This is a genomic window from Mesorhizobium sp. HAY1-8B (genome assembly GCF_056868045.1).
In genome coordinates this window covers 3,027,410-3,048,804 of the sequence record NZ_CP200321.1, presented here as the reverse complement: position 1 = coordinate 3,048,804, position 21,395 = coordinate 3,027,410, and the positions used below count along the sequence as shown (strand labels likewise).

The window sequence follows — 21,395 nt, the reverse complement described above, 5'->3', positions numbered from 1 at the left end:
GCATCATGCTCTAGGCACGGCCATGATGGAGATGGCGATGACGCTCGATCCTGATGCCTTGCGCGCCCTCGAAATCGGCCGTGCGGCCGGCGGCGAGCCGTTCGAGAACGGCAGCGTGGCGGCGGCGCGCGCCGCCTACAGCGCGTCCTTCGCGACGCAGCAGGGCGAGCACGAGCCGGTCGCGGCAACCTCGCAGCGGCAGATCGACGGGCAGAATGGCCCGATCACGATCCGCGTCCATCGCGGCATCGGCGCACCGCGAACCCGGGCACGTGCCGTACTCTATCTGCATGGTGGTGGCTGGGTCATCGGCAATCTCTGCTCGCATGACGAGATCTGCCGCTGGCTGGCCAATCTGGCTAACGCCGTCATCGTCTGCCCCGATTATCGGCTGGCGCCGGAGCACAAGTTTCCCGCCGGGCTCGAGGATTGCACGGCAGCGCTTCGCTTCATGGCGGAAAACGCCGGAGAGCTCGGCATCGACTCGGCGCGCATCACGGTCGCTGGTGACAGCGCCGGCGGCAACCTTGCCGCCGTTCTGGCGTTGCACGCCCGGGACGGGCTGGCGCCGCCGCTTGCCGCTCAGATCCTGATCTATCCCAACACCGATGCGCGCCAGACGGCGGACAGCTACCGGCGTTTCGGCGATGGGTTCGGGCTCACGGCCGCCACCATGGCCTGGTTTCGCGACCATTATGTGCGAACGCCAGACGACATCACGGACTGGCGCGTCTCGCCGCTGCTTGCATCAAGCTTGGCTGGCGCTGCACCCGCGTTTGTCGCGATCGCCGGCCACGACATCCTTGCCGACGAAGGGACTGCTTATGCCGAACGCCTGCGCGTCGAAGGGGTGCCGCTGGTGCTGCGGCACTGGCCGGGTCAGATCCACGGCTTCGTCTCGATGGGGCGCCACATTCTGGCGTCGCGGCAAGCGGTGAGCGAGGCGGCGGCCTGGCTGCAGCCGCAGACGCGCGCTCACGCCGACTGACGCATCACCAGCGTCGCGCCGAGCTTGACGTTGCGCGCCATCTCCTGTCCAGGGGAATCCTCCTCGTCCAGCAAGGCCAGCAGGATCTCGACGCTGCGGCCGGCCATGGCGGCAAAATCCTGCGCCATGGTGGTCAGAGCCGGACAGGTGTAGCGGCTGAGTGGATGATCGTCATGGGCGGCGACACGGAAATCGCAGTCGGCCCGGCGGCCGATCTTCAGCCCGCGCGAAAAGGCGGCAGACATGACACCGAAGGCGAGACGGTCGTTCGCGCACAACAGTGTGCGGGCCGGCAGGCCGCCCTTCTCGAGCGTCCTCTCCATCCATTCATGGCCGATGCGCTCGAAATCCCAGCTGTAGTCGCCCGCCGCCTTAAGGACGACGGGTTCCAGGCCGGCGGCCTGCATCGTTTCAATATAGCTCCGCAGGCGTTCGCCCGAATTGTGGTTGACGTGCGGAATGTCGACATAAACCGGCGGCTCGCCGGACCGGCAGAGATAGTCGACGATGGTCGACGTGCTCTGGTGGTTGTCGTTGCCGACGAAAGGCGTGTCACCCTCGATGTAGGTGTCGAAATAGACGATCGGAATATCCTCGCTCATCCGCTCGAAGACGCCGGGTTCGGAGACCAACCCCAGTGGAGCGACGATGGCGCCGGCGACTTTCAGCGACATCAGTGTTTTGACCGATTCCGCCTCCAGTTTCGGCGAACCGTGCGAGGAGATGACGATCGGCCAAAAACCCTCGTCGCGGCAGCGCAGTTCGATACGGCTGACCATTTCGGCATAGAACGGATCGGTGAGCGCCGGCACGACGATGCCGACATTGCGGGTGCGCTTGCGGTTGAGATTGCGCGCGAAAACATTCGGCTGATAATCCGATGAACGCAGTGCTGCCTCGATGCGCGCCCGGGTCGCCGGCTTCACGCTCGCTGGATCGTCGAAATATTTCGACAGGGTCGGCCGTGATACGCCGGACGCCCTGGCGAAATCATCCATCGTGCGGTGGGTCTTCTCCGCCATCGATATTTCCAGCCCCTTTGTCCCGCGCCGCCGACAACTTTCCGGTCAGGCCAGAATCAGTCCTGTGACCGTTGCCGTTAGGCAGCATTGCTTGACCGAATTTGTTCAGTCAAATTTTCGCGTTTCCACTACAATGCAAAAGCATTGCGCACGTCAAATTATTTATTGACGCTCTGAAAACGACAACCTAGGCTTTGGGACCTGTACGGACGTGGAGAAGGCGCTCGGCAACCGGCCGCAGGGCAATCTGGGAATGGTGAGGACATGAAGAAACTGGTTTGCGCCGGCGAGATCCTGGTCGAGATCATGGCCGAGCGGATCGGTCAGAGTTTCCTTGCCCCCGGCTCTCTGGTCGGCCCGTTTCCCTCCGGCGCGCCGGCGATCTTCATCGACCAGGCGGCGCGACTCGGCCAGCCAGCGGGTCTGATCGCGGCCGTCGGCGATGACGATTTCGGCCATTTGAACATCGAGCGCCTGCGCGCCGACGGGGCCGACATCTCCGCCATCAAGGTCCACCGGGGTGCCGCCACTGGTACCGCCTTCGTTACCTATGAGACCGACGGCAGCCGGCACTTCGTCTACAACATCAAGCACAGTGCCGCCGGCCTGATCGAGATCGGTGCCGAGGCGCGCGCGCTGCTGGCCAGCGCCGACCATTTTCACGTCATGGGCACCTCGCTGTTCTCGCCCGAGGTGATCGAAGTGGCGCGCAACGGGATCGAAACGGTCAGGGCGCGTGGCGGCACTGTTTCCTTCGACCCCAACATCCGCAAGGAGATGCTCGATCTGCCGGGCCTGCGCGACGCGCTGCATTTCGTGCTGTCGAAGACCGATGTCTTTCTGCCAAGCGGACCGGAACTGTTCATCTTCGCCAAGGCGACCGACGAGGAGAGCGCGGCGCGTGAAATGCTGGATCGCGGTATCTCCACCGTGGTCGTCAAGAAAGGCGCGCAAGGCGCCGTTCATTACGACAAGACCGGACGGACCGCGGCGCCGGGCTTCGTCGTCAACGAAATCGACCCGACCGGCGCCGGCGACTGTTTTGCCGCGGCCTTCGTCTCCTTCTGGCTGCGCGCAGAAGCGCCCGAGAAGGCGCTGCGCATCGCCAATGGCTGCGGCGCGCTGGCGGTGACCAGGAAGGGGCCGATGGAGGGCATCGCCTCGCTTGCCGCCGTCGAAGCCTTCCTTGCGACCGCCAAGGCCGGAGCGCCAGTATGAGCCGGGCTACGGACAGGCTGGCGGCCGTAGCGGCGCGCCGTGCAGCGGGCGAACGCTGCGGCATCACCTCGATCTGCTCGGCTCATCCGCTGGTGATCGAAGCGGCGCTGCGCCACGGCAAGGCGCGCGACGCCGATGTGCTGATCGAGGCCACCTGCAACCAGGTGAACCATGAGGGCGGCTATACCGGCATGACACCAGCGGATTTTCGCCGCTTCGTCGAGACGATCGCCGGCAAGGTCGGCTTTTCCCTCGACAGGCTGGTGCTCGGCGGCGATCATCTCGGCCCCAATCCGTGGAAACACCTGCCGGCGTCCGAGGCCATGGCGAGGGCCGCGCGCATGGTCGACGCCTACGCCGTGGCCGGCTTCACCAAGATCCACCTCGACGCCAGCATGGGCTGTGCCGGCGAAGGTGCCGCACCTCCCGACGCGACGATCGCAGCGCGCGCCGCCGAACTGGCGGAAGTGGCCGAGGCCGCGACCGAACGAACGGGCGGCACCAAGCCGGTCTATGTCATCGGCACCGAAGTGCCGGTGCCGGGCGGCGCCCTGGAAGCAATGAACCATCTGGCGGTGACGACACCGGAGGCCGCGCGTCAAACCGTGCGCATCCACCGCGATGCCTTCAGCCGGCGAGGTCTCGACCAGGCCTTTTCGCGGGCGCTCGGTCTCGTCGTGCAGCCAGGCGTCGAATTCGGCAATGCCGAGGTGCTCACCTATGAACCGGAACGCGCCCGTGTATTGGCCGGCACGTTGCGGGATCTGCCGCAATTCGTCTTCGAGGCGCATTCGACCGACTACCAGCCGGTCTCGGCATTGACCGCGCTGGTCGACGACGGATTTGCCATCCTCAAGGTCGGGCCGTGGCTGACCTTCGCGCTGCGCGAGGCGCTCTACGGCTTGAGCCATATCGCCGAGGTTCTGGTTCCCGACCAGGCGCGCGAAAACCTGCCGACGGCGATGGAGCGCGTCATGCTGGCGGCGCCGGACAATTGGAAGAATTACTATCACGGCTCCGAGACTGAACAACGGATCGAACGCCATTTCTCCTACAGCGACCGCATTCGCTATTACTGGCCGGCACCGGCAGCCCAGCAGGCTGTGGATGCGCTCATGCAGGCGCTCGGCGACCGCGACATCCCCCTACCCCTCATCAGCCAATATCTCGTCCATCTCGATGGCGCGGTGGCGAACCGGTCCGTGGCGCCAAGGGCCGCAGAATTGCTGATCGCCAGTGTGACCGAGGTTCTCGACATCTACGCCAGCGCAACCGGCTGACCACGGCTACGGCTTGGGCATCAGGACCAGCGCTCCCGTGGTGCGGCGCGATTCCAGATCGCGGTGCGCATCGGCGGCATTGGCGAGATCGTAGCGCGTCGGCGCCTCGATCCTGACCACACCCTGGCGAAGCGCTTGGAAGAACCTGGCGACGTGCGGCGCAAGTTTTTCCGGCGTGTCGGTGAAATGGGCATAGTTGGGTCGCGAAATGGTCAGCGACTTCGACGCGAAGCGGCCGATATCCCAATTGCCGACCGGCCCAGACGCCTGGCCGAAGCTGACGAGGTGGCCGCGCACGGCAAGGGCGGCGAGCGAGCCAGCGAAGGTGTCGTTGCCGACCGCGTCATAGGCGACATCGGCTCCCCTGCCCCCTGTCAACCGCATGACGGCATCGCCGAAATTCTCGCGGGAATAGACGATGACATGGTCCGCGCCGAGACGCTCGACGACGCGGGCCTTGTCGTCGCTCGACACGGTCGCGATCACCGTCGCGCCGAGATGACGCGCCCATTGCACCAGCAGCTGACCGATGCCGCCGGCTGCCGCATGGATGAGGACGATTTCGCCCGGCTTCACGGCATGAACGTCGTGCAGCAGGAAGCTCGCGCTGACGCCCTTGAGCAGGCCGGCGGCGGCGATCTCATCCGTGATGTCGTCCGAAAGATGAACCAGCAATTCAGGCGCCATGTTGCGCCGCTCGCTGTAGGCGCCGACCGGCGGACAGGCATAGGCGACGCGGTCGCCGGCCGAAAAGCCGGACACCGCCGGGCCGACTGCCTCGATGATGCCGGCCGCTTCCATGCCGGGCACGCCGGGCGGCTTCAAAAGGTCGAAAAACCCGGTGCGGCAATAGACGTCGATGAAATTGACGCCGATCACCGTGTGACGGATCCGCACTTCGTTCGACGCCAGCGGTGGCAGTTCGATATCCCTGAGCCGCAACTCCTCCGGTCCACCGTAACGCTCGACGACGATCGCACGGGTCTTTGCGGTCTGGCCGAGCGCGATCCTTGGCACCGCATGCGGCATGTCGATGGGCGGAGTCGGCGCAACAATTGCCTGGGGCGATCTCGTCTCGACAGGAGAGCCGACGCTCCGGCGCTTCAGAAGATTGCGCACCGCCGCGAAGCCGGCCTGATAGATGCCTTCGGTGACCAGCCCGACCAGTTCGTCGCGGCGATGCGCCGGCGGCTGGAATTCAGAGCGCCATTCCCAGAAGGTGGCATTGCCGTCGGTCACCGGCTTCAGCCTGATCGAGGCGACATAGCCCATCAGAGGCAGCGGCGCTTCGAGCAGGCAGTAGCTCAGCCGGCGGTCCTTGTCGGATAGTGCCAGCAATTGCTCGCGCAATTCACCGCCGTCATTCAGCCGAAAGTGGCGCACGGCGCCAACCGCATCGACCGGTTCGCCGCCCTCGATCTCGCTAAAGGCGATGGCAGGATGCCAGCGGTCATGGCCGTTGAAATCGCGCAGGATCGCCCAGACCTCGTCAACTGATGCCTCGATGATCGTGCTCTGGCAAACCTTGACCATCGGCCGGCGTCAGCGCCCGAACCGGTGTTTCAGCGCGCCCAGGGCGGTCTGGAAGACGCCATTGCCGATCTGATGCATCAAGGTCGCCTCGCGATCGGCCGCGCAGTCGAACTCCGCCTGCCACTCGGCGAGCGTCAGATTGCCGTCGGTGATCGGCGTCAGCGACAGGGTGGCGACATAGTTCTCCACCGCCATCGGACTTTCGAGGATCGCGTAGCTGCAGGACAGGTCGTAGTCGGACAGCGCCAGCAGCTTTTCGCGGATGCGGCCACCGTCCCTCAGCGTGAAACTCCTGATGCAGCCGATCTGGTCGGCCTGCGCGTTCTGCTCGATGCGGCTTTCGGCGACGAACGGCGCCCAGCTTGGCAATGCGTTGAAGTTGCGGACGAGCTTCCAGACTTCCGCGGCCGGAGCCGGAATGACCGATGAGACATAGACCTTGGTCATTTCAGATAGCCGCCGATATTTGCCACTGCACGATCATCCCGTCAATGATCGCGGTCGTCATCGTCGTCCTTGGCGGCCTTTCCCTTGCCCTTCTTGTCACGGGTCAGGCTGGAAATGTCCTTGGCGTCGCGCAGCACATCGGTCATCCGTCCGAGCGAGCCGCCCTCGATGCCGATCTCCTTCATCAGATTGTCGATCATCGGCGCCTGCACCCGGTAGCGCAACGCCGAGTCGATGACCTCGTCGGTGACGTTGCGGTTACCACCGGTGCCACCGTTGAGGCCGTCGACATGCAGGATCTTGATGCCGTCGATCTTCTCCATCGGCTTGACGCTCTCGCGGATGATGCCTTCCATGTGGTCGAGCAGCTTGCCGCGCAGGCGCCCGGCGCGGGCTTCGCTCGACAGCAGGTTCTCGGCCTCGTTGAGCTGGCGATGGCCTGATGCGTCGACCTCGTAGCGCTGGGCCGCGGCAAGGGCGTGGATCTTCTCCGCTTCCGCCGAAGCGACTGCGGCGATCTTCTGCGCTTCCGCCAGGCTTTTCGCCGCCTTCATCTCGGCATCCGCGGCCGATGTGATGCGCAGCGCTTCCCGCTCTGCCTCGCGCTGCGCCCCGATCAGGTCGGTCAGCTTGCGGCGCTCGGCGATCTCGCGCTCGCGGGCGGTGAAAGCCTGTTCCTCGGCCTGGACGGCCTTGGCACGCACCGCTTCGGAAGCCGCGATCGCCGAGGACCGTTCCTGCGTCTTCTTGGCGATGTCGATCGCCTTCTGGATTTCCGCGATCTCGATCTTCTGGTCGCGATCGACGCCCAGTTGGCGGATATCGCGATCCTTGATCAGCCGCGCTTCCTCGATGCCACGCTCGGTGGTGATGCGGGCGCGCTCGACCTCCTCACTGGCCGAAATCTCAGCCTCCTCGAACGCCTGGCGCTTGGCGATCTGCAGCGCTTCAAGGTGACGCTCGCGTTCGATGCGGACCTCGTCCACCACCCGTTCCTGCGCGATCCGCGCCGTTTCGGTGGCCTGGTTCTCGACGATCTCGGCGCGGCGTTTTTCCGCCTCGGCCCGGGTCACTTCCAGCGCCTTTTCGGCGAGCGCGATCTGGCGTTCCAGTTCAGCGACTTCGAGCAGCTTCTTGCGTTCGATCTCGAGCTTGCTTTGCGCGCCCTCACGCTCGATGCGGGCCTTCTCCAGCGACAGTTCGAGCGCGATCTGCTCGCGCTCGGTCAATTCGCGCATCTTCATCTCGGTCTCGTCGAGCGAACGGCGGCGCGCGATCTCGCGGCGCTGCGTGTCTTCCTCGCTCTTGATGCGTTCCTCGGTGATATTGCGCTCCTGGTTGAGCCGCGATTTTTCGACGGCCTCGCGCGACGAGAGCTGTGCCTGCTCGGATTCCTGGTCACGCAACGCACGCTCAATGGCCAATTCAGACCGCTGCGCGGCGCGACGGATCTCGACCTCGCGCTCCTGTTCGAGGCGTGCATATTCGGTGTCGCGGTCGATTTCCAGCACCTTGCGCTGTGTGTCGAGGTTCTGGTTGCGGATGTCGACCAGCGTGCGCTGTTCGATCTCGTTGCGCATGCGGCGGCGGGTCTCGATCGATTCCGTCAGTTGCGTCAAACCCTCGGCGTCGAAGGCGTTGGAGGGATCGAAATATTCGAGGCTGGTCTGGTCGAGGTCGACGATGGCGACGCTCTCCAACTCGAGCCCGTTGGCCGCGAGCGATTCCTCGGCGAGCCTGCGCACCTTGGCGGCATAGTCGCCGCGCAACTCATGCATCTCTTCCAGCGTCATCTGGGCGGCGACGGTGCGCAGCGCGCCAGCGAACTTGCCTTCCAGCAATTCGCGCAGGCTGTCGGGCTGCAGCGTGCGGCGGCCAAGCGTCTGTGCGGCAGCGGCCACCAGTTCGCGGCTGGCGCCAACGCGCACGAAGAACTCGGCGATCAGGTCGACGCGCATGCGGTTGCGGGTGATCAGCGCCAGCGCATCCTCGCGGCGCACCTCGATGCGCAGCACGTTCATGTTGACCGGAGTGATCTCGTGCAGAACCGGGATGACGAAGGCGCCACCATTCACCACCACCTTCTCACCCATGAAGCCGGTGCGCACGAACGCCGTCTCCTTGGTCGAGCGGCGATAGAGCCAGCGCAAGATGTAGACGGCGATCGCCACGACGACCGCGGCAATGATCAGCCACAACAGGAAAGCGCCAAAGGTCTGCGCGTCCATGATCTATCCTCCCCAAGACAATGCGGTCGGCACGGGGCGACCGGCGATATTTTCAAACATCCACCCGCATGGTGGCGAAGTCCAATTCTTCATGCCCGCCTCTGCAGCTTCGGCGTGACCGCGTGGAATGCAGCGATCGCCGCGTCGACGAAAGGCGTGTCGTTGATGTTGGCCCGCACCCGCTCGATATGGCGCAAAGGCGTGCGGCGCACCGTCTTCTCGATCGCCTCGAACAAAGCGTTGTCGGCTTCCGGGTCATGAAAGGGCTGACCGGGCGCATCGAGCATCGAGACGCCGCCCTCCGGCAGCAGGAAGCGCACCGGACCGTTCATGGCGTTGAGCCGCGTGCCGATCCATTCACCAAAGGCGCGGTTCTCGTCGCGCGTGGTACGCATCAGCGTGACGTTGGGATTGTGGATGACGAATTTGCGGCTGCGGAATTTCTCCGGAATGCTGTCACGCGGACCGAAATTGACCATGTCGAGCGCACCCGTCGAACCGACATAGGGCAAACCAGTCCGGATCGCAGCACCAAAACGATCCTCCGTCGCCGGGAACACGCCGCCGACGATCATGTCGGCCACTTCCGTGGTGGTGAGGTCGAGGAAGGCCGACAGCAGCCGGGAATCGCCGAGGTTTTCCATCGCCCGCCCGCCAATGCCGGTGGCGTGGAAGACGAGGCAGTCATAGTCGGCTTCGAGGCGCCTGGTCACCGCTTGCACCAGGGGGGTGGTGACGCCGAACATGGTGATGCCGACGGCCGGCCGCGCCAGCTTGCGTCTTGCTTCCCAGACCTCGGCATTGGGCAGTTGCGCGACCATGCCGGCCATGGCGTGCGCGGCATTGGAGAGCACCTGTTCGGTGATCGAGTTCAGCCCCTGCACATCGGCGACCGAATGGAACATCATGATGTCGGCGCCGCCGACATATTTGGCGACATCGCCGGCCGCCACAGTCGAGACCATCAGCTTGGGAATGCCGACCGGCAGCACGCGCATGCCTGCCGTCGCCAGCGTGGTGCCGCCGGAACCGCCCGCCGAGATGACGCCGCCGATGCGTGGCTCACGCTCGATCCAGCGTGCGAAAGCTTCCGCCATGGCACTGACCGAGCCGCCGCGATCATTGGTGAAGACGGCGGAGGATCCACGCGCGTGCATGCCGGCCACCTGCATGGCGGGCACATCGGCACTGGTCGGCTTTCCCGATGTCGACAGGTCGACGGTGCGTACGGGCAGACCAAGCGACTTCAGCCGGTCGGCAACGAAGCGCAATTCCTTGCCCTTGGTGTCGAAGGTGCCGACGACCAGCACGGTCCTGCCGATGCGTTCGGCGAAGGGGATGGCGAAGACCTTCTTCAGGTCGTCCTGCGGTGCCGTCTTGTCGACCGCGGCCTGTCGCAATTCGGTGACCGGCACGTTCCAGCGATTGGGCAGTTCGGTGACCGGTCGATAGACGCCGCTCTGCGGCATCGGTTCGGTCGAGCCGCCGCCAGCCCTGTCGACGCGATAGACTTCCGCCAGTTGTTCCCGGGCCTGCGCGGCTTCCGCCGGCGTGACGGGTGTCTCCTCGGCATGGCGGCCGACGCCGAGCAGCCGCTGCTGCAACTCACGGTCGGCGGCGAGCGCCTTGGCATCCATCAGCCGGTTGATGCGGCCATTGACCATGATGGCGACCTGGTTCGATACCGCGGTCGCCACGCCGATATTCTGCTCGATGACCATTACCGCCATCTCGCCTTCGGCGGCGAGGTCAATCAGCATGCGCTCGACCTGGTCGACGATGACCGGCGCCAGGCCTTCGGTCGGCTCGTCCATGACCAGCAGCTTAGGATCGCTGAGCAGCGCACGCGAAATCGCCAGCATCTGCTGTTCGCCGCCCGACAGCTGCGAGCCGCCATTGGTACGGCGTTCGGCGAGCCGCGGAAAGGTCTGGTAGACGCGCTCGACCGTCCAGCTGGCATCGCGCCTGTTGCCGGCGGCCAGACGCAGATGCTCGTCGACGGTCAGGCTCGGCCAGACACGGCGCCCTTGCGGGACATAGCCGACGCCGAGGCGGTGGATTTCGTGCGGCTCAAGAGAGGTGATCTCCCGGCCATCGACGCGGATCGAACCGGACTTCGCCCGTTTCAGCCCAACGATGGTGTTGCAGAGCGTCGACTTGCCCATGCCGTTGCGGCCGACCACCGACAGCACACCGCTTTCCAGCGTCAGCGAAACACCCTGCAGCGCATGGCTCTCGCCATAGAAAACCTGCAGATCGTCTATGCGCAGCATTGCCTTGGCAATCTTTCCGGGACGCTCAGCCATGCTTGCCCCCGAGATAGATTTCCTGGACCTCGGGATCGGCTTCGATCTCCTGCGGCGTGCCTTCCTTGAACAGGCGGCCATTGTGCATCATCGACACATATTCCGAGACACGGAGTGCTACGTCGAGATCATGCTCGATGATGATGTAGCCGATATGCTTCGGCAGCGCGTTGAGGATGGCGACGAGGTCGCGACGTTCGGTCGGCGACAGGCCGGCGGCCGGTTCGTCGAACAGGATGAAGCGCGGCGCGCCCGCCAGCGCCAGCGCGATCTCCAACTGGCGTTGCTGGCCATGGCTCAGCGTCGCCACCAGCGTGTCGCGATAGGCTTCGAGGTGCACGGCGTTGAGGATCGATTCCGCTTGCACCATGTTGACGTCGGTCGTTGCCGGACGCAGCAGCGAAAACCGCCGACGCGAGACGCCGCGACAGGCGAGAAAGATGGAATCGAGGACCGACAGGCCCTTGAACAGTTGCGAAATCTGATAGGTGCGGCGCAGGCCACGCCGGATGCGCTCATGCGGCGGCAGGTCGGTGATGTCCTCGCCGAAGAAGCGGATGCGCCCCGCCGTCGGCAGGAAATCGCCGGTGACGGCGTTGAACAGGGTCGTCTTGCCGGCGCCGTTGGATCCGAGGACCGCGCGCCGTTCGCCGGCCGCGATCCTCATATTGATGCCCGAGAGTGCCACCAGCGCCCCGAAATGCCGCGCCACGCCATCAAGCTCCAGCGCATAGGCGCCGGTGCTCTGGAGACGGTTTGCTGCGAAGCTTTCGGTCACTGGCGGCTGCACCCAAGTGTGGTGTTATGGGCAGCTCGGATTGTCGCGGTTGACCGCGCCGAGCTTCATGAACTCGTCTTCGGGAATGCCGAGCGTCTGGTTGACCTGCGGCACGACCTTGACCAGTTTGTTGAGGAGATTGCCGTCGGCGCCTTCGGTGACCTCGGTCAGGAAAATATCGGCGATGGCGTTGCGGTTCTTGTCGAGCGACACCTTGCCCGTCGGCGTGTCGAAGGACAGCTTCGACAGCGCGTCGCGCAACTTCTTGCCGCCATCGGAGACATCGCCGCCAACCTGGTCGAGACCAAGCAGCGTCGCCTTCATGTCGACATAGTAGCCATGGGCGAAGAGCGAGGGTGACGGAAACGCACCCGGCTGCTTCTTGTAGGCCTCGACGAAGGCCTTCCAGGCCGGCGCGTCGTTGGTGTCGGCGGTCGGGCCAGCGGATGGCGTGCCCTTCAGAACTTCCTTCAGCTTGCCTTTCGACGTCAGCACGGTCTGGTCGACAGTGATCGAGCCGCCGATCAGCGGCGCGGTGCCGCCACCCTGCTGGTACTGGGTCAGGAAGTTGACCGCATCGGCGCCGCCAAGCGCGACGTAGATTGCGTCGACGTCCTCAGGGATGGCGGCGATGACCGAGGAAAAGTCCTTGTTGCCGATCGGCACCCAGGATTTCGACGGCACATGGCCGCCGGCCTTGCAGAACTCGGCCATGAAGCCGAACACCTGCGTGTAGGGGAAGGAATAATCCTCGGCGACTGTGGCGACCTTCTTGTAGCCCTTGTCCTTGAAGGCATAGGTGCCCAAGCCTGCCATCCACTGCGCGCCATCGGTCGAGAAACGGAAGAAGTTCTCAGCCGGATCGCGCAACGTGGTGTCCTGCGCGGCCGATGTGCCGTTGATGAAGGTCACGTTCGGTTGCGTCTTGGCGTAGTCCTTGACGGCGATGCCTTCGTCGCCCGAAAGCGGACCGACCAGCACCTTGACGCCGTCCTGCTCAACCAGCTTGCGCGCCGCGCGCACGGCGCTGTCGGGCGAAGCATCGGACGAACCCTTGACGATCTCGATCTTCTTGCCGGCGACGGTGCCGTTCATCTCGGCAACGGCGGTCATGGCGCCGCGCTCGCCGTCCTCGCCGAGCACCGTGAACGGGCCTTCGAAGGTGGCGAGCAAGCCGATCTTGATGGTGTCGTCGGCAGCCAGTGCCATCGAAGGCGCGGTCAGCCCGGTGAATACCGCCAGCGCCAGTAAAGTACGTCTATGCATCCTCATGATTTCCTCCCGTTGATTTCATTTTTGCAGTGGTTCATTCCATCCCGGTTGCTACGGTCCGGGACGCAAGGACTCCTGGGCAAGATGTGGCTTGATCCTCCCCCACAACCCAAGAATTCCATCCGGTGAGACGAAGACGATCACCAGGAACACCATGCCGATCAGCGTGTTGAAGCGCTCGGCGCCGACGATGTCGATGGCGAAGGTCTGCATCAGGACGACGACGACCGCGCCGAGGAACGGCCCGATCGGGTGGCGCAGGCCGCCGATGACGGCAATGATCAGCACGTCGATCGCGGCATCGACGCCGATGGTACCGGGCGAGACGCGGCCGTTGAACCAGACCAGCAGTACGCCCGCCAGTCCGGCGATGACACCGGCGAGCAGCCAGGCGAAGACCTTGTGCGCGGTGACGTGGTACCCCAGCGCGCGCATGCGGCGCGGATTGTCACGGATCGCCTGCAAGGTCATGCCGAAGGTCGAACGCGAGCCGTAAAGCACCGCCGCATAGGACAGCGCCGCCAGGCCCAGACAGAGATAGTAGAATGGCCTGGGATCGCGCCAGTTGACGCTCCAGAAGACCGGCGCACGGATGCCGGCATAGCCGGAATGGCCATTGAAGATGGCGTAGTTCTGCTGCGCGAAATAGAAGGTCGCGGTGGCGATCGCCAGCGTGATCATAATCGTGTAGATGCCTTCGGTGCGCACCGAGATCCAGCCGATCAGCGCCGACGCCAAGGCCGCCGCGAGAACCGCGAACGGAACCGCGAGCCACCACGGCCAGCCGAGACCGAGAATGCTGGAGTTGTTGTTGCCAAGGATGGCGATGGCATACGCCGCTATGCCGGCGACGGTGATCTGCGCCAGACTGACCATGCCGCCATAGCCGGCGAGCAGCATCAGCGACAGGCCCAGCATGCCGAAGATCAGCGAATAGCCGCCGATCTGCGTCAGGAAGAAATCGGACGCCACCAATGGATAAAGCACCAGTGCGACGGCAAGGATGATGTGGCCGGCGCCGAGCTTCTCCAGCCAGTTCTGCTGCGGCGTGGCGCTGGTGGCGGGGATGGCCAGACTCATCGTGCCTTCCCCATGATGCCTTGCGGCCGCACCGCCAGCGTCACCACCATGATGACGAACGTCAGCACGATGCCATAGGTCGGGAAGTAGACGAGGCCGATCTGCTCGGCCAGGCCGATCAGCAGTGCGCCGATGGCGGCGCCCGTGATCGAGCCCATGCCGCCGACGATGACGACCACCAGCGATGCCAGGAGATAGCGGACATCCTCGCCTGGCGCGACCGATAGCGCCGAGCCACCGACGACGCCGGCAAAGCCGGCAAGGCCGGCGCCGACGGCAAAGACGATGGCGAAGACCGCATGCACATTGACGCCCGATGCCTGCAACATGGCGCGGTCGTCGACGCCGGCGCGGATCATCATGCCGACGCGGGTCTTGTGCAGCATCAGCCAAAGACCGACGCCGATGACGATCGCCGCGGCCAGCACCACGACGCGGTAGAGCGGATAGGTGAGGAAGACCGAGGCGCCGTTGGAGCGCACCGCCGTGATAACGGGCAAGGTCAATGCGCCGTCGAGCCATTCAGGCGTGGTGATCTGGTAAGTGCCGCCGGCCCACACCGCCAGCATCAGGTCGGCGGCCACGATCGAGATGCCGATCGAAACCAGGGTCTGGCGAAGATCGTCGCCCTCCAGCCGACGGAAAACGAAGACCTGCATGACGACACCGACGATGGCCAGCACCGCGAAGCCGGCGGCGACGCCGAGCAGCCAGTAGCCGGTGCGGTTGGTGACTTCGTAGCCGATATAGGCGCCAAGCAGGTAGAGCGAGCCATGCGCCAGATTGACGTTGCGCATAAGGCCGAAGATCAGGGTGAAGCCGCTGGCAACGAGGAAATAGAGGCCCGCCAGGGTGATGCCGTTGAGGACGGCGCTGACGAAGGCCTTCTTCGAGATAAGGATCGCGTTCAGCCAATCCGGCCAGACCGCGAAGACCAGCCATGCGACGACAGCGGCAGCGAGCAGGCCGACGAGGCCCCATGCCTGCCGGCTTGTCATGCCGCCGCCATCCGAGAGGGATGACGAAGATGGCTGGTCGAGCAGGCTCATGCCGTCAGCCGCCGGCGCTGCTCGTTCATGCGCGGCGCCTTGTGGAACTTGCCGTCCTTCATGATGGCAAGGATGCGGTTCTTGTCCTGCAGAATGCGCACGTCAGAGATCGGATCGCCGTCGATCAAGAGAAGGTCGGCAAGGTAGCCTTCCTTGATCATGCCGAGCTCGTCACCCATGTTCATGATCTGACCGCCATATTTGGTGCCGGCCTGGATCGCCTCCATCGGCGAGAAGCCCAGCATCTCGACGAAGGTCTGGATGTCCTTGGCGTTGGTGCCTTGCGGCGTCCAGGCAAAGCCATAGTCGCCGCCGATGCAGACGCGGATGCCGCGCCGGTGCATCTTCTTCATCGTCTCGATGCACATTTCGAGCTCGCGCTCGTATTCAAGCGACAGCGGCGAGCCCGGCTTGATGCCCCACTGCTCGGCGTGACGTGCTGTGTTGATCAGCCAGGCGATGCCCGGTGCGACGAAGTGCTTGTCCTTGGCCGCTTCGAGCATGTCGAGCGCTTCCTCGTCGGCGAAGGAGGCATGGTAGATGTTCTGGATGCCGTGGCGGATGCACTGTTTGACCGAGCCTGACGAACGCGCATGCGCCGACAGCACCTTGTTGCGGCAGCGCGCCTCGGAGGCAGCCATGGCGACCTCCTCTTCCGACATCGGCGTCTCCTCGGCGCCCATGCCGGTGATGCTTTCGCCGGACAGGTTGAGTTTTATCGAATCGACGCCGTATTTGATCAGCTGGCGCACGGTGCGACGGATTTCCTCCGGCCCCGAGACGACGAGGCCGAGGTTCAGCCCCTCATGCGGAATGTGCGACGGCGCGGAATCGCCGAGGCCGCCGACCGTGGTGATTTCCGGACCCGCCGCGAGGTAGCGCGGTCCCGGAAAGCGGCCCTGGTTGATGAATTTCTTGGCGACGACATCGAGACGCGGCTTTGCGGCGGCCGCACCCCGGCCGGCGGTGAAGCCGGCGTCAAGCACCAGCTTGGCCATCTCCATGGTGACCAGCATGTGCTCTTCGATTTCCATCATCTGGATGGGGTCGATGCCGGGCGCGTTGTTCCAGGACAGATGCAGATGCGCGTCGATCATGCCCGGCATCAGTGTCGCGCCCATACCGTCGATGACGGTTGCACCTCCTGCCGCGCCACCGCTGTAGGAGGACGACGAGGACGAGCTGAAGCGCGATGAGCCCTTGGTGATCTGCTTGATGCGGTTGCCCTGCACCAGCACCTCACCGGTGTATGGATATTCACCTGATGCGTCGAGCACACGCACATTGGTGAACAGCGTGCTGCCCGAACCGTTGCCGTTCCAGCTGTCGTCTGCCATCACAAGCCTCCCAACTTGCCGAGCGCATGAGTTTACGCCCGATCAGAAATCCTCACCTATCAACCCGTCTCAAAAAATCGGCGAGCTTCTGGCTGCTTTCGCGCGGGTTTTCCACCGTGGCCCAGTGCCCGCACCGATCCAGCGACGAGAATACGGCGCCCTTGATCTTGTCGGCAAGCGCCTGGGCGACCCCTGGCGGATTGACCGTGTCGGCGTCGCCGGTGACCAGCAATGTCGGCGCCGAGATCCTGCGCGCATCGATGGCGGTCGCCTTGGCCAGAGCCTCGCAGGTACGGGCGTAGGATTCGGGATCCTGACGCGTGATCGATTCCCGCACGAAGGCCACGGCCGCCGGCGAGGTTTCCCTTGTGTGGGCGGAAATCGCGTTGGCGACGATCTGGTCGGCGATATCGGCAATGCCGCCCGAGCGCGCCAGACGCGCCCGGTTGGCGAGCCCTTGCCGTGTTGCTTCCGCCGGTTCCGCCAGGGCGCCGAACAGCGCCAGCGATGTAACCAGCGATGGCTGCGCCGCGGCGATCTGCTGGCAAACGATAGTGCCCATCGAATGGCCGACGAAGTGCGCGGCAGCAACCCCCATGCCGGCCATGGCGCGGATCACGGCCTCGCTCATCCCTTCGACGGTCAGCGGCTCGATCGGGCGCGGCGAGCGGCCGGAGCCCGGCAGGTCGAGCCGGATGACGCGATAGGCGGAAAGCGCCGCCATCTGCGGCTGAAACATGTTCGACGTGCCGCCAAGGCCATGGATCATCACCACGGCAGCGCCCTCGCCGACAACTTCCGCAACCACCTGACCAACAGTGACCGTGGTCATTGCGCGTGCTCCGCAAAGCGGTTTTCCAGCGTGCCGATGCCATCGATCTCGATGCGCACGACGTCACCGGCCTTGAGGTATCTCGGCGGGTCGAAACCGATACCGACCCCGACCGGGGTACCGGTGGCGATGATGTCTCCGGGCTTCAGCGTGATGCCTTGCGACAGCGTGGCGATGATGGTCGGAATATCGAAGATGAGCAGCGATATGCGGGAATTCTGGCGCAGATCCTCGTTGACGAAACACCGGATGCCGGCGGTTGCCAGGTCGAGTTCGTCCCTGGTCACCGCCCATGGTCCCATGGGGCAGAACGTGTCCTGCGACTTGCCGATCAGCCACTGGCTGTATCTGCCCTGCAGATCGCGGGCCGTGACGTCGTTGACGATCGTGTAGCCCCAGACATGGTCGAGCGCGTTCTCCTTCGATATGCCGCGCCCGCTCTTGCCGATGATGACGGCCAGCTCCGCCTCATAGTCGATGGCGGTCGAGACCGACGGATCGATCAGCACGCTGGCATGGTTGGCGACGACCGATTCAGGAACCTTGGAAAAGATGATCGGATGCTTCGGGATCGCGCCGGCGCCGGCGCTGGAATCGAAGCCGCTGCGGGCGAATTCATGCGCGTGCTCGTGATAGTTCTTACCGACGCAGAAGATGTTGCGGCGCGGTTGCGGGATGGGCGCTTCGATTTCCACCTGCGCCAGCGGGATGGGCGACAGGGTGCGCGGCATGCCGGCGCCGTTGCGCTCGATCAAAGCCAGAATGCCTGATTTGGCCTGGTCGACGGAAAAATCGAAAGGCGCGATTGTCTGGGCGTCGAGATCGACAAGCCCCACGCGACGTTCGCCGGCGATCGAAAAAGTCGCGACCCGCATCCAGATCCTCCCTGAACCAATATTGAGCCAATTATTCGCTCTTTTGTTACACGCTATCGCCGATTGGTTTAGCCCGCAAGAGGAATCTGGGTTGGTCGCACCAAAAAGGATTTGATTGCCAGCCCCGCCGCTTCACAGGATATCGACCGCAGCCATGCGATGGACGGCGGTATCTGAAGCTGTTATCAATGGTTCAGTATCGGATCAGATAAAAGTGACCGGACATGCCCAAGCTCGTTGCCAGCGATATCGCCACCGCGCTGAAGAAGCGGATTTCTTCCGGTGAATGGATCGAGAATGGCCGCATGCCGCCGGAACGCGACCTGGCGAGCGAATTCGGCGTGGCGCGCAACACGGTGCGCCGTGCCGTCTCCTTCCTCGAGGACGACGGCACCGTGGTGCGGCATGTGGGGCGCGGCACATTCCTGACCGCCACCAATCCTGGTTCGATGGCAGCGGTTGTCGGTCGCATGGAAGGCACCAGCCCGGCCGACATGATGGAGATCAGGCAGTTACTTGAGCCGGCGGCGGCAGCCTTCGCCGCCACCAATGCCAGCGCCATGGAACTCAACGCGGTGCGCGAGGCGCATAAGATCGCTTCAGAGTCGCAGGACATGCCGACCTTCGAGCATTGGGATGCGGAGTTTCACCACCGCATCTTCGCCTGCTCGCGCAACGACTTCCTAAAGGAGATCCACAATCTGATGCGCATCCTGCGCAATCAGGCGCCATGGTTCGAAATGAAAAAGCGTTCCTTTTCCGAAGAACGCCGCGGCATCTATTGCAGCGAGCACCAGATCGTTCTCGATGCGCTGCTGCGCCGCGACCCGGAGAGCGCCAGCCAGGCCATGCTGGCGCATCTGAGAACCGTCGAGCGCAACCTGCTGGGCCGGTAAATCCGTGTACCGCCATCCTCAATAGGGCAGGCCGACATAATTCTCGGCGAGCGCGGTCGACGCTGCGCGCGAGTGCACGAGGTAGTCGAGTTCGGCCTCCTGGATGCGCTGGCCGAAGTCGCCGGTATCGGGAAAGCGGTGCAGCATGGTCGTCATCCACCAGGAAAAGCGCACCGCCTTCCAGACCCGCGCCAACGCCTTGGCGGAATAGGCATCGAGACCCGCCTCGGACTTCCCCTGATAGAAGTCCCAGAACCCGTTGAAGAGATAGCGCACGTCGCTGGCGGCGAGGTTGAGGCCCTTGGCACCGGTCGGCGGCACGATGTGAGCAGCATCGCCGACCAGGAACAGCCGGCCGAAGCGCATTGGCTCGGCAACGAAAGAGCGCAGCGGCGCGATCGACTTTTCGAAGGAAGGCCCGGTGGTGACGCTGGCCGCCGTCTGTTCCGGCAAGCGGCGGCGCAGTTCGTCCCAGAAGCGATCGTCCGACCAGGCCTCGACACGGTCACCCTCGGGGCACTGCACATAGTAGCGGCTGCGATGCGTCGACCGCATCGAGCACAGTGCAAAGCCCCGCTCGTGATTGGCGTAGACCAGTTCGTGATCTGCCGGCGGCACTTCGGCCAGCACGCCGAGCCAGCCGAACGGATACTGCCGCTCGAACGTTTTCAGCGCGCGCTCCGGCACCGATCCGCGGCTGACGCCATGATAGCCATCGCAGCCGGCAATGAAGTCGCAATCGATGCGATGAGAGACGCCGTCCTTGTCGTAGGTGACAAATGGTGCGGCACCGCCGAAATCATGCAGCGCCACATCCGACGCCTCGTAGACGGTGACCAGGCCGGCCGCGTCGCGCCTGTCCATCAAATCATGCGTCACCTCGGTCTGGCCGTAGACCGTGACATGCCCGCCACCGGTGAGTTCGGCGAGATCGATGCGGTGCAGGCGCCCGTCGAAGGCGAGCGAGATGCCGGAATGCGGCAAGCCTTCGGCATGCAGCCTTGCGGCAGCACTGGCCTCCCCAAGCAGATCGACCGTGCCCTGTTCGAGCACCCCTGCCCGCACGCGGCCAAGCACATGGTCGCGGCTCGAGCGTTCCAGAATGACGGTCTCGACACCTATGCCCGCCAGAAGTTGCCCAAGCAGCAGGCCGGAGGGTCCCGAGCCGACGATGACGACCTGCGTGCGCATCAGTGGCCGAGACTTTTGATCTGTGAGGCGAGTTCGGCGGCAAGGCGCAACGATGCCGCGGTTGCGACCACCATCTGCGGCAGCAGCAGCCATTCCAGCGTCCATGCCGCGCCCGAACGTTCTTGCTCATGCAGCAGCGCCTGATGCATGCCGGAAAGCTGCGTGGCGTTGAAGCGGGCCAGCGCCACCAGCGCTTCGGCCTTCACCGGGTTCTGTTTGTGCGGCATGGCCGACGAGCCGCCACCTCCCGACAGCTCGATATCGCTTCCACCCTGCGCCATCAGGGCAATGTCCTGGCCGAACTTGCCGAGGCTGCCGGTCAGCAGCGACAGCCAGCCGGCGAAATCAGCGAGCGCGTCGCGCTGGCTGTGCCATTGCGGCGCATCGCCAAGTCCGAGTTTTGCGGCAAGCGCGGCGCGCACCGCCGGTCCCTTGTCGCCAAGCTTTTCCAGTGTGCCGGCTGCTCCGCCGAACTGCACGAGCAGCAGGCGCCCGGACTGTTCAGACAATCTTTCCCGATGCCGCTGCAGCGGCCCGCGCCAGGCGTTCACGCGATCAGCTACTTGAATAGGGATCGCGGGCTGCATGCGGGTCATGCCGGTCAGCGCCCTGCCCCCAAAGCGCTCCTCGAGCGACGTGAGGCGCAAAACGGTCTCGGTCAGGAGCAGGCTGAGATGGTCGACGACGGATTTCAGTCGAAGCACCAAGCCAGTGTCGATGACATCCTGGCTTGTGGCACCGAAATGCACTTTGTCGCCATGCGGCTCGCCAACCGCCACTCTGAGCTGACGCACCAATTCCGGCACGATGACGCCGTCCTTGGCGGCAGCGGCGCGCAGCAAGGTCGTGTCCGGCCGGAACGAGGCCAGCGCTACCCCGATCGCCACCGCCGCGTCCCTGGTGATGATTCCGTTCTCGGCCTCGGCTTGCGCCAGCGCGCTCTCGAACGCCAGCATCGCCTCTATCTCCGCCTCGACGGAAAAATGCCTCGCCGCCTCCTCGTCGCCGAGAAAGGCGGAAAGCAATGGATGGTCGAAGGGCGATATGGTCATATCGCGGATCT

The 21,395-nt window shown here is 64.4% G+C and carries 18 protein-coding genes; 4 read left to right on the top strand and 14 right to left on the bottom strand.

Annotated features, from left to right (window positions below; all coding sequences use genetic code 11):
* Nucleotides 1-37 precede the first annotated feature (37 nt).
* Nucleotides 38-988, top strand: a complete 951-nt coding sequence (locus AC1VON_RS14275; protein ID WP_483123722.1) for an alpha/beta hydrolase — start codon at nucleotides 38-40, stop codon at nucleotides 986-988.
* On the opposite strand, the gene AC1VON_RS14270 is transcribed toward AC1VON_RS14275, so the two are convergent.
* Nucleotides 976-2,010 carry a LacI family DNA-binding transcriptional regulator gene (locus AC1VON_RS14270; protein WP_483123719.1) on the bottom strand — a complete coding sequence of 345 codons (1,035 nt, stop codon included), beginning with the start codon at nucleotides 2,008-2,010 and terminating at the stop codon, nucleotides 976-978. The genes AC1VON_RS14275 and AC1VON_RS14270 overlap by 13 nt on opposite strands.
* Nucleotides 2,011-2,274: 264 nt before the next feature.
* On the opposite strand from AC1VON_RS14270, the gene AC1VON_RS14265 reads away from it, so the two are divergent.
* Entirely contained in the window at nucleotides 2,275-3,228 is a 954-nt protein-coding gene (locus AC1VON_RS14265) for a sugar kinase (protein WP_483123717.1), read from the top strand.
* Nucleotides 3,225-4,508, top strand: coding sequence for a D-tagatose-bisphosphate aldolase, class II, non-catalytic subunit (locus tag AC1VON_RS14260; RefSeq protein ID WP_483123714.1), 1,284 nt, complete (start codon nucleotides 3,225-3,227; stop codon nucleotides 4,506-4,508). The genes AC1VON_RS14265 and AC1VON_RS14260 overlap by 4 nt, the downstream gene beginning before the upstream one ends.
* 6 nt (nucleotides 4,509-4,514) lie before the next feature.
* Here the strand turns inward: AC1VON_RS14260 and AC1VON_RS14255 are convergent, their stop codons facing one another.
* The 11 genes from AC1VON_RS14255 to AC1VON_RS14205 form a co-directional block, all read right to left on the bottom strand.
* On the bottom strand, nucleotides 4,515-6,041 hold the full coding sequence (locus tag AC1VON_RS14255) for a zinc-binding dehydrogenase (RefSeq protein ID WP_483123712.1): 1,527 nt from the start codon (nucleotides 6,039-6,041) through the stop codon (nucleotides 4,515-4,517).
* Nucleotides 6,042-6,050: 9 nt separating this feature from the next.
* Nucleotides 6,051-6,488 (bottom strand): SRPBCC family protein, encoded by a 438-nt coding sequence (locus tag AC1VON_RS14250; RefSeq protein WP_483123710.1) that lies wholly within the window; start codon nucleotides 6,486-6,488, stop codon nucleotides 6,051-6,053.
* Between the two features lie 41 nt (nucleotides 6,489-6,529).
* Entirely contained in the window at nucleotides 6,530-8,716 is a 2,187-nt protein-coding gene (locus tag AC1VON_RS14245) for a flotillin family protein (protein ID WP_483123708.1), read from the bottom strand.
* An 89-nt stretch (nucleotides 8,717-8,805) separates the two neighbouring features.
* Nucleotides 8,806-11,022 (bottom strand): Tm-1-like ATP-binding domain-containing protein, encoded by a 2,217-nt coding sequence (locus AC1VON_RS14240; protein WP_483123707.1) that lies wholly within the window; start codon nucleotides 11,020-11,022, stop codon nucleotides 8,806-8,808.
* Nucleotides 11,015-11,800, bottom strand: coding sequence for an ABC transporter ATP-binding protein (locus AC1VON_RS14235; protein WP_202323499.1), 786 nt, complete (start codon nucleotides 11,798-11,800; stop codon nucleotides 11,015-11,017). Before AC1VON_RS14235 ends, AC1VON_RS14240 begins: the two co-directional genes overlap by 8 nt.
* A 24-nt stretch (nucleotides 11,801-11,824) precedes the next feature.
* Complete coding sequence (locus tag AC1VON_RS14230; protein WP_056564548.1) at nucleotides 11,825-13,072, bottom strand: ABC transporter substrate-binding protein; 1,248 nt, start codon at nucleotides 13,070-13,072, stop codon at nucleotides 11,825-11,827.
* A gap of 51 nt (nucleotides 13,073-13,123) precedes the next feature.
* Nucleotides 13,124-14,152 (bottom strand): branched-chain amino acid ABC transporter permease, encoded by a 1,029-nt coding sequence (locus AC1VON_RS14225; protein ID WP_172351558.1) that lies wholly within the window; start codon nucleotides 14,150-14,152, stop codon nucleotides 13,124-13,126.
* A complete protein-coding gene (locus AC1VON_RS14220) occupies nucleotides 14,149-15,150 on the bottom strand; it encodes a branched-chain amino acid ABC transporter permease (protein WP_483126332.1) in 1,002 nt (333 codons plus the stop codon). Before AC1VON_RS14220 ends, AC1VON_RS14225 begins: the two co-directional genes overlap by 4 nt.
* Before the next feature lie 47 nt (nucleotides 15,151-15,197).
* Complete coding sequence (locus AC1VON_RS14215) at nucleotides 15,198-16,538, bottom strand: metal-dependent hydrolase family protein (RefSeq protein ID WP_483123697.1); 1,341 nt, start codon at nucleotides 16,536-16,538, stop codon at nucleotides 15,198-15,200.
* 52 nt (nucleotides 16,539-16,590) lie between these two features.
* Nucleotides 16,591-17,370, bottom strand: a complete 780-nt coding sequence (locus AC1VON_RS14210; protein ID WP_483123696.1) for an alpha/beta fold hydrolase — start codon at nucleotides 17,368-17,370, stop codon at nucleotides 16,591-16,593.
* Nucleotides 17,367-18,245, bottom strand: coding sequence for a fumarylacetoacetate hydrolase family protein (locus AC1VON_RS14205; RefSeq protein ID WP_483123692.1), 879 nt, complete (start codon nucleotides 18,243-18,245; stop codon nucleotides 17,367-17,369). The genes AC1VON_RS14210 and AC1VON_RS14205 overlap by 4 nt, the downstream gene beginning before the upstream one ends.
* A 224-nt stretch (nucleotides 18,246-18,469) precedes the next feature.
* Here AC1VON_RS14205 and AC1VON_RS14200 point away from each other — a divergent pair, with 224 nt between their 5' ends.
* A complete protein-coding gene (locus AC1VON_RS14200; RefSeq protein ID WP_056564565.1) occupies nucleotides 18,470-19,141 on the top strand; it encodes a FadR/GntR family transcriptional regulator in 672 nt (223 codons plus the stop codon).
* An 18-nt stretch (nucleotides 19,142-19,159) separates the two neighbouring features.
* Here the strand turns inward: AC1VON_RS14200 and pobA are convergent, their stop codons facing one another.
* A complete protein-coding gene (pobA, locus tag AC1VON_RS14195) occupies nucleotides 19,160-20,332 on the bottom strand; it encodes a 4-hydroxybenzoate 3-monooxygenase (protein WP_483123682.1) in 1,173 nt (390 codons plus the stop codon).
* Complete coding sequence (locus AC1VON_RS14190) at nucleotides 20,332-21,384, bottom strand: 3-carboxy-cis,cis-muconate cycloisomerase (RefSeq protein WP_483123677.1); 1,053 nt, start codon at nucleotides 21,382-21,384, stop codon at nucleotides 20,332-20,334. Before AC1VON_RS14190 ends, pobA begins: the two co-directional genes overlap by 1 nt.
* Nucleotides 21,385-21,395 lie beyond the last annotated feature (11 nt).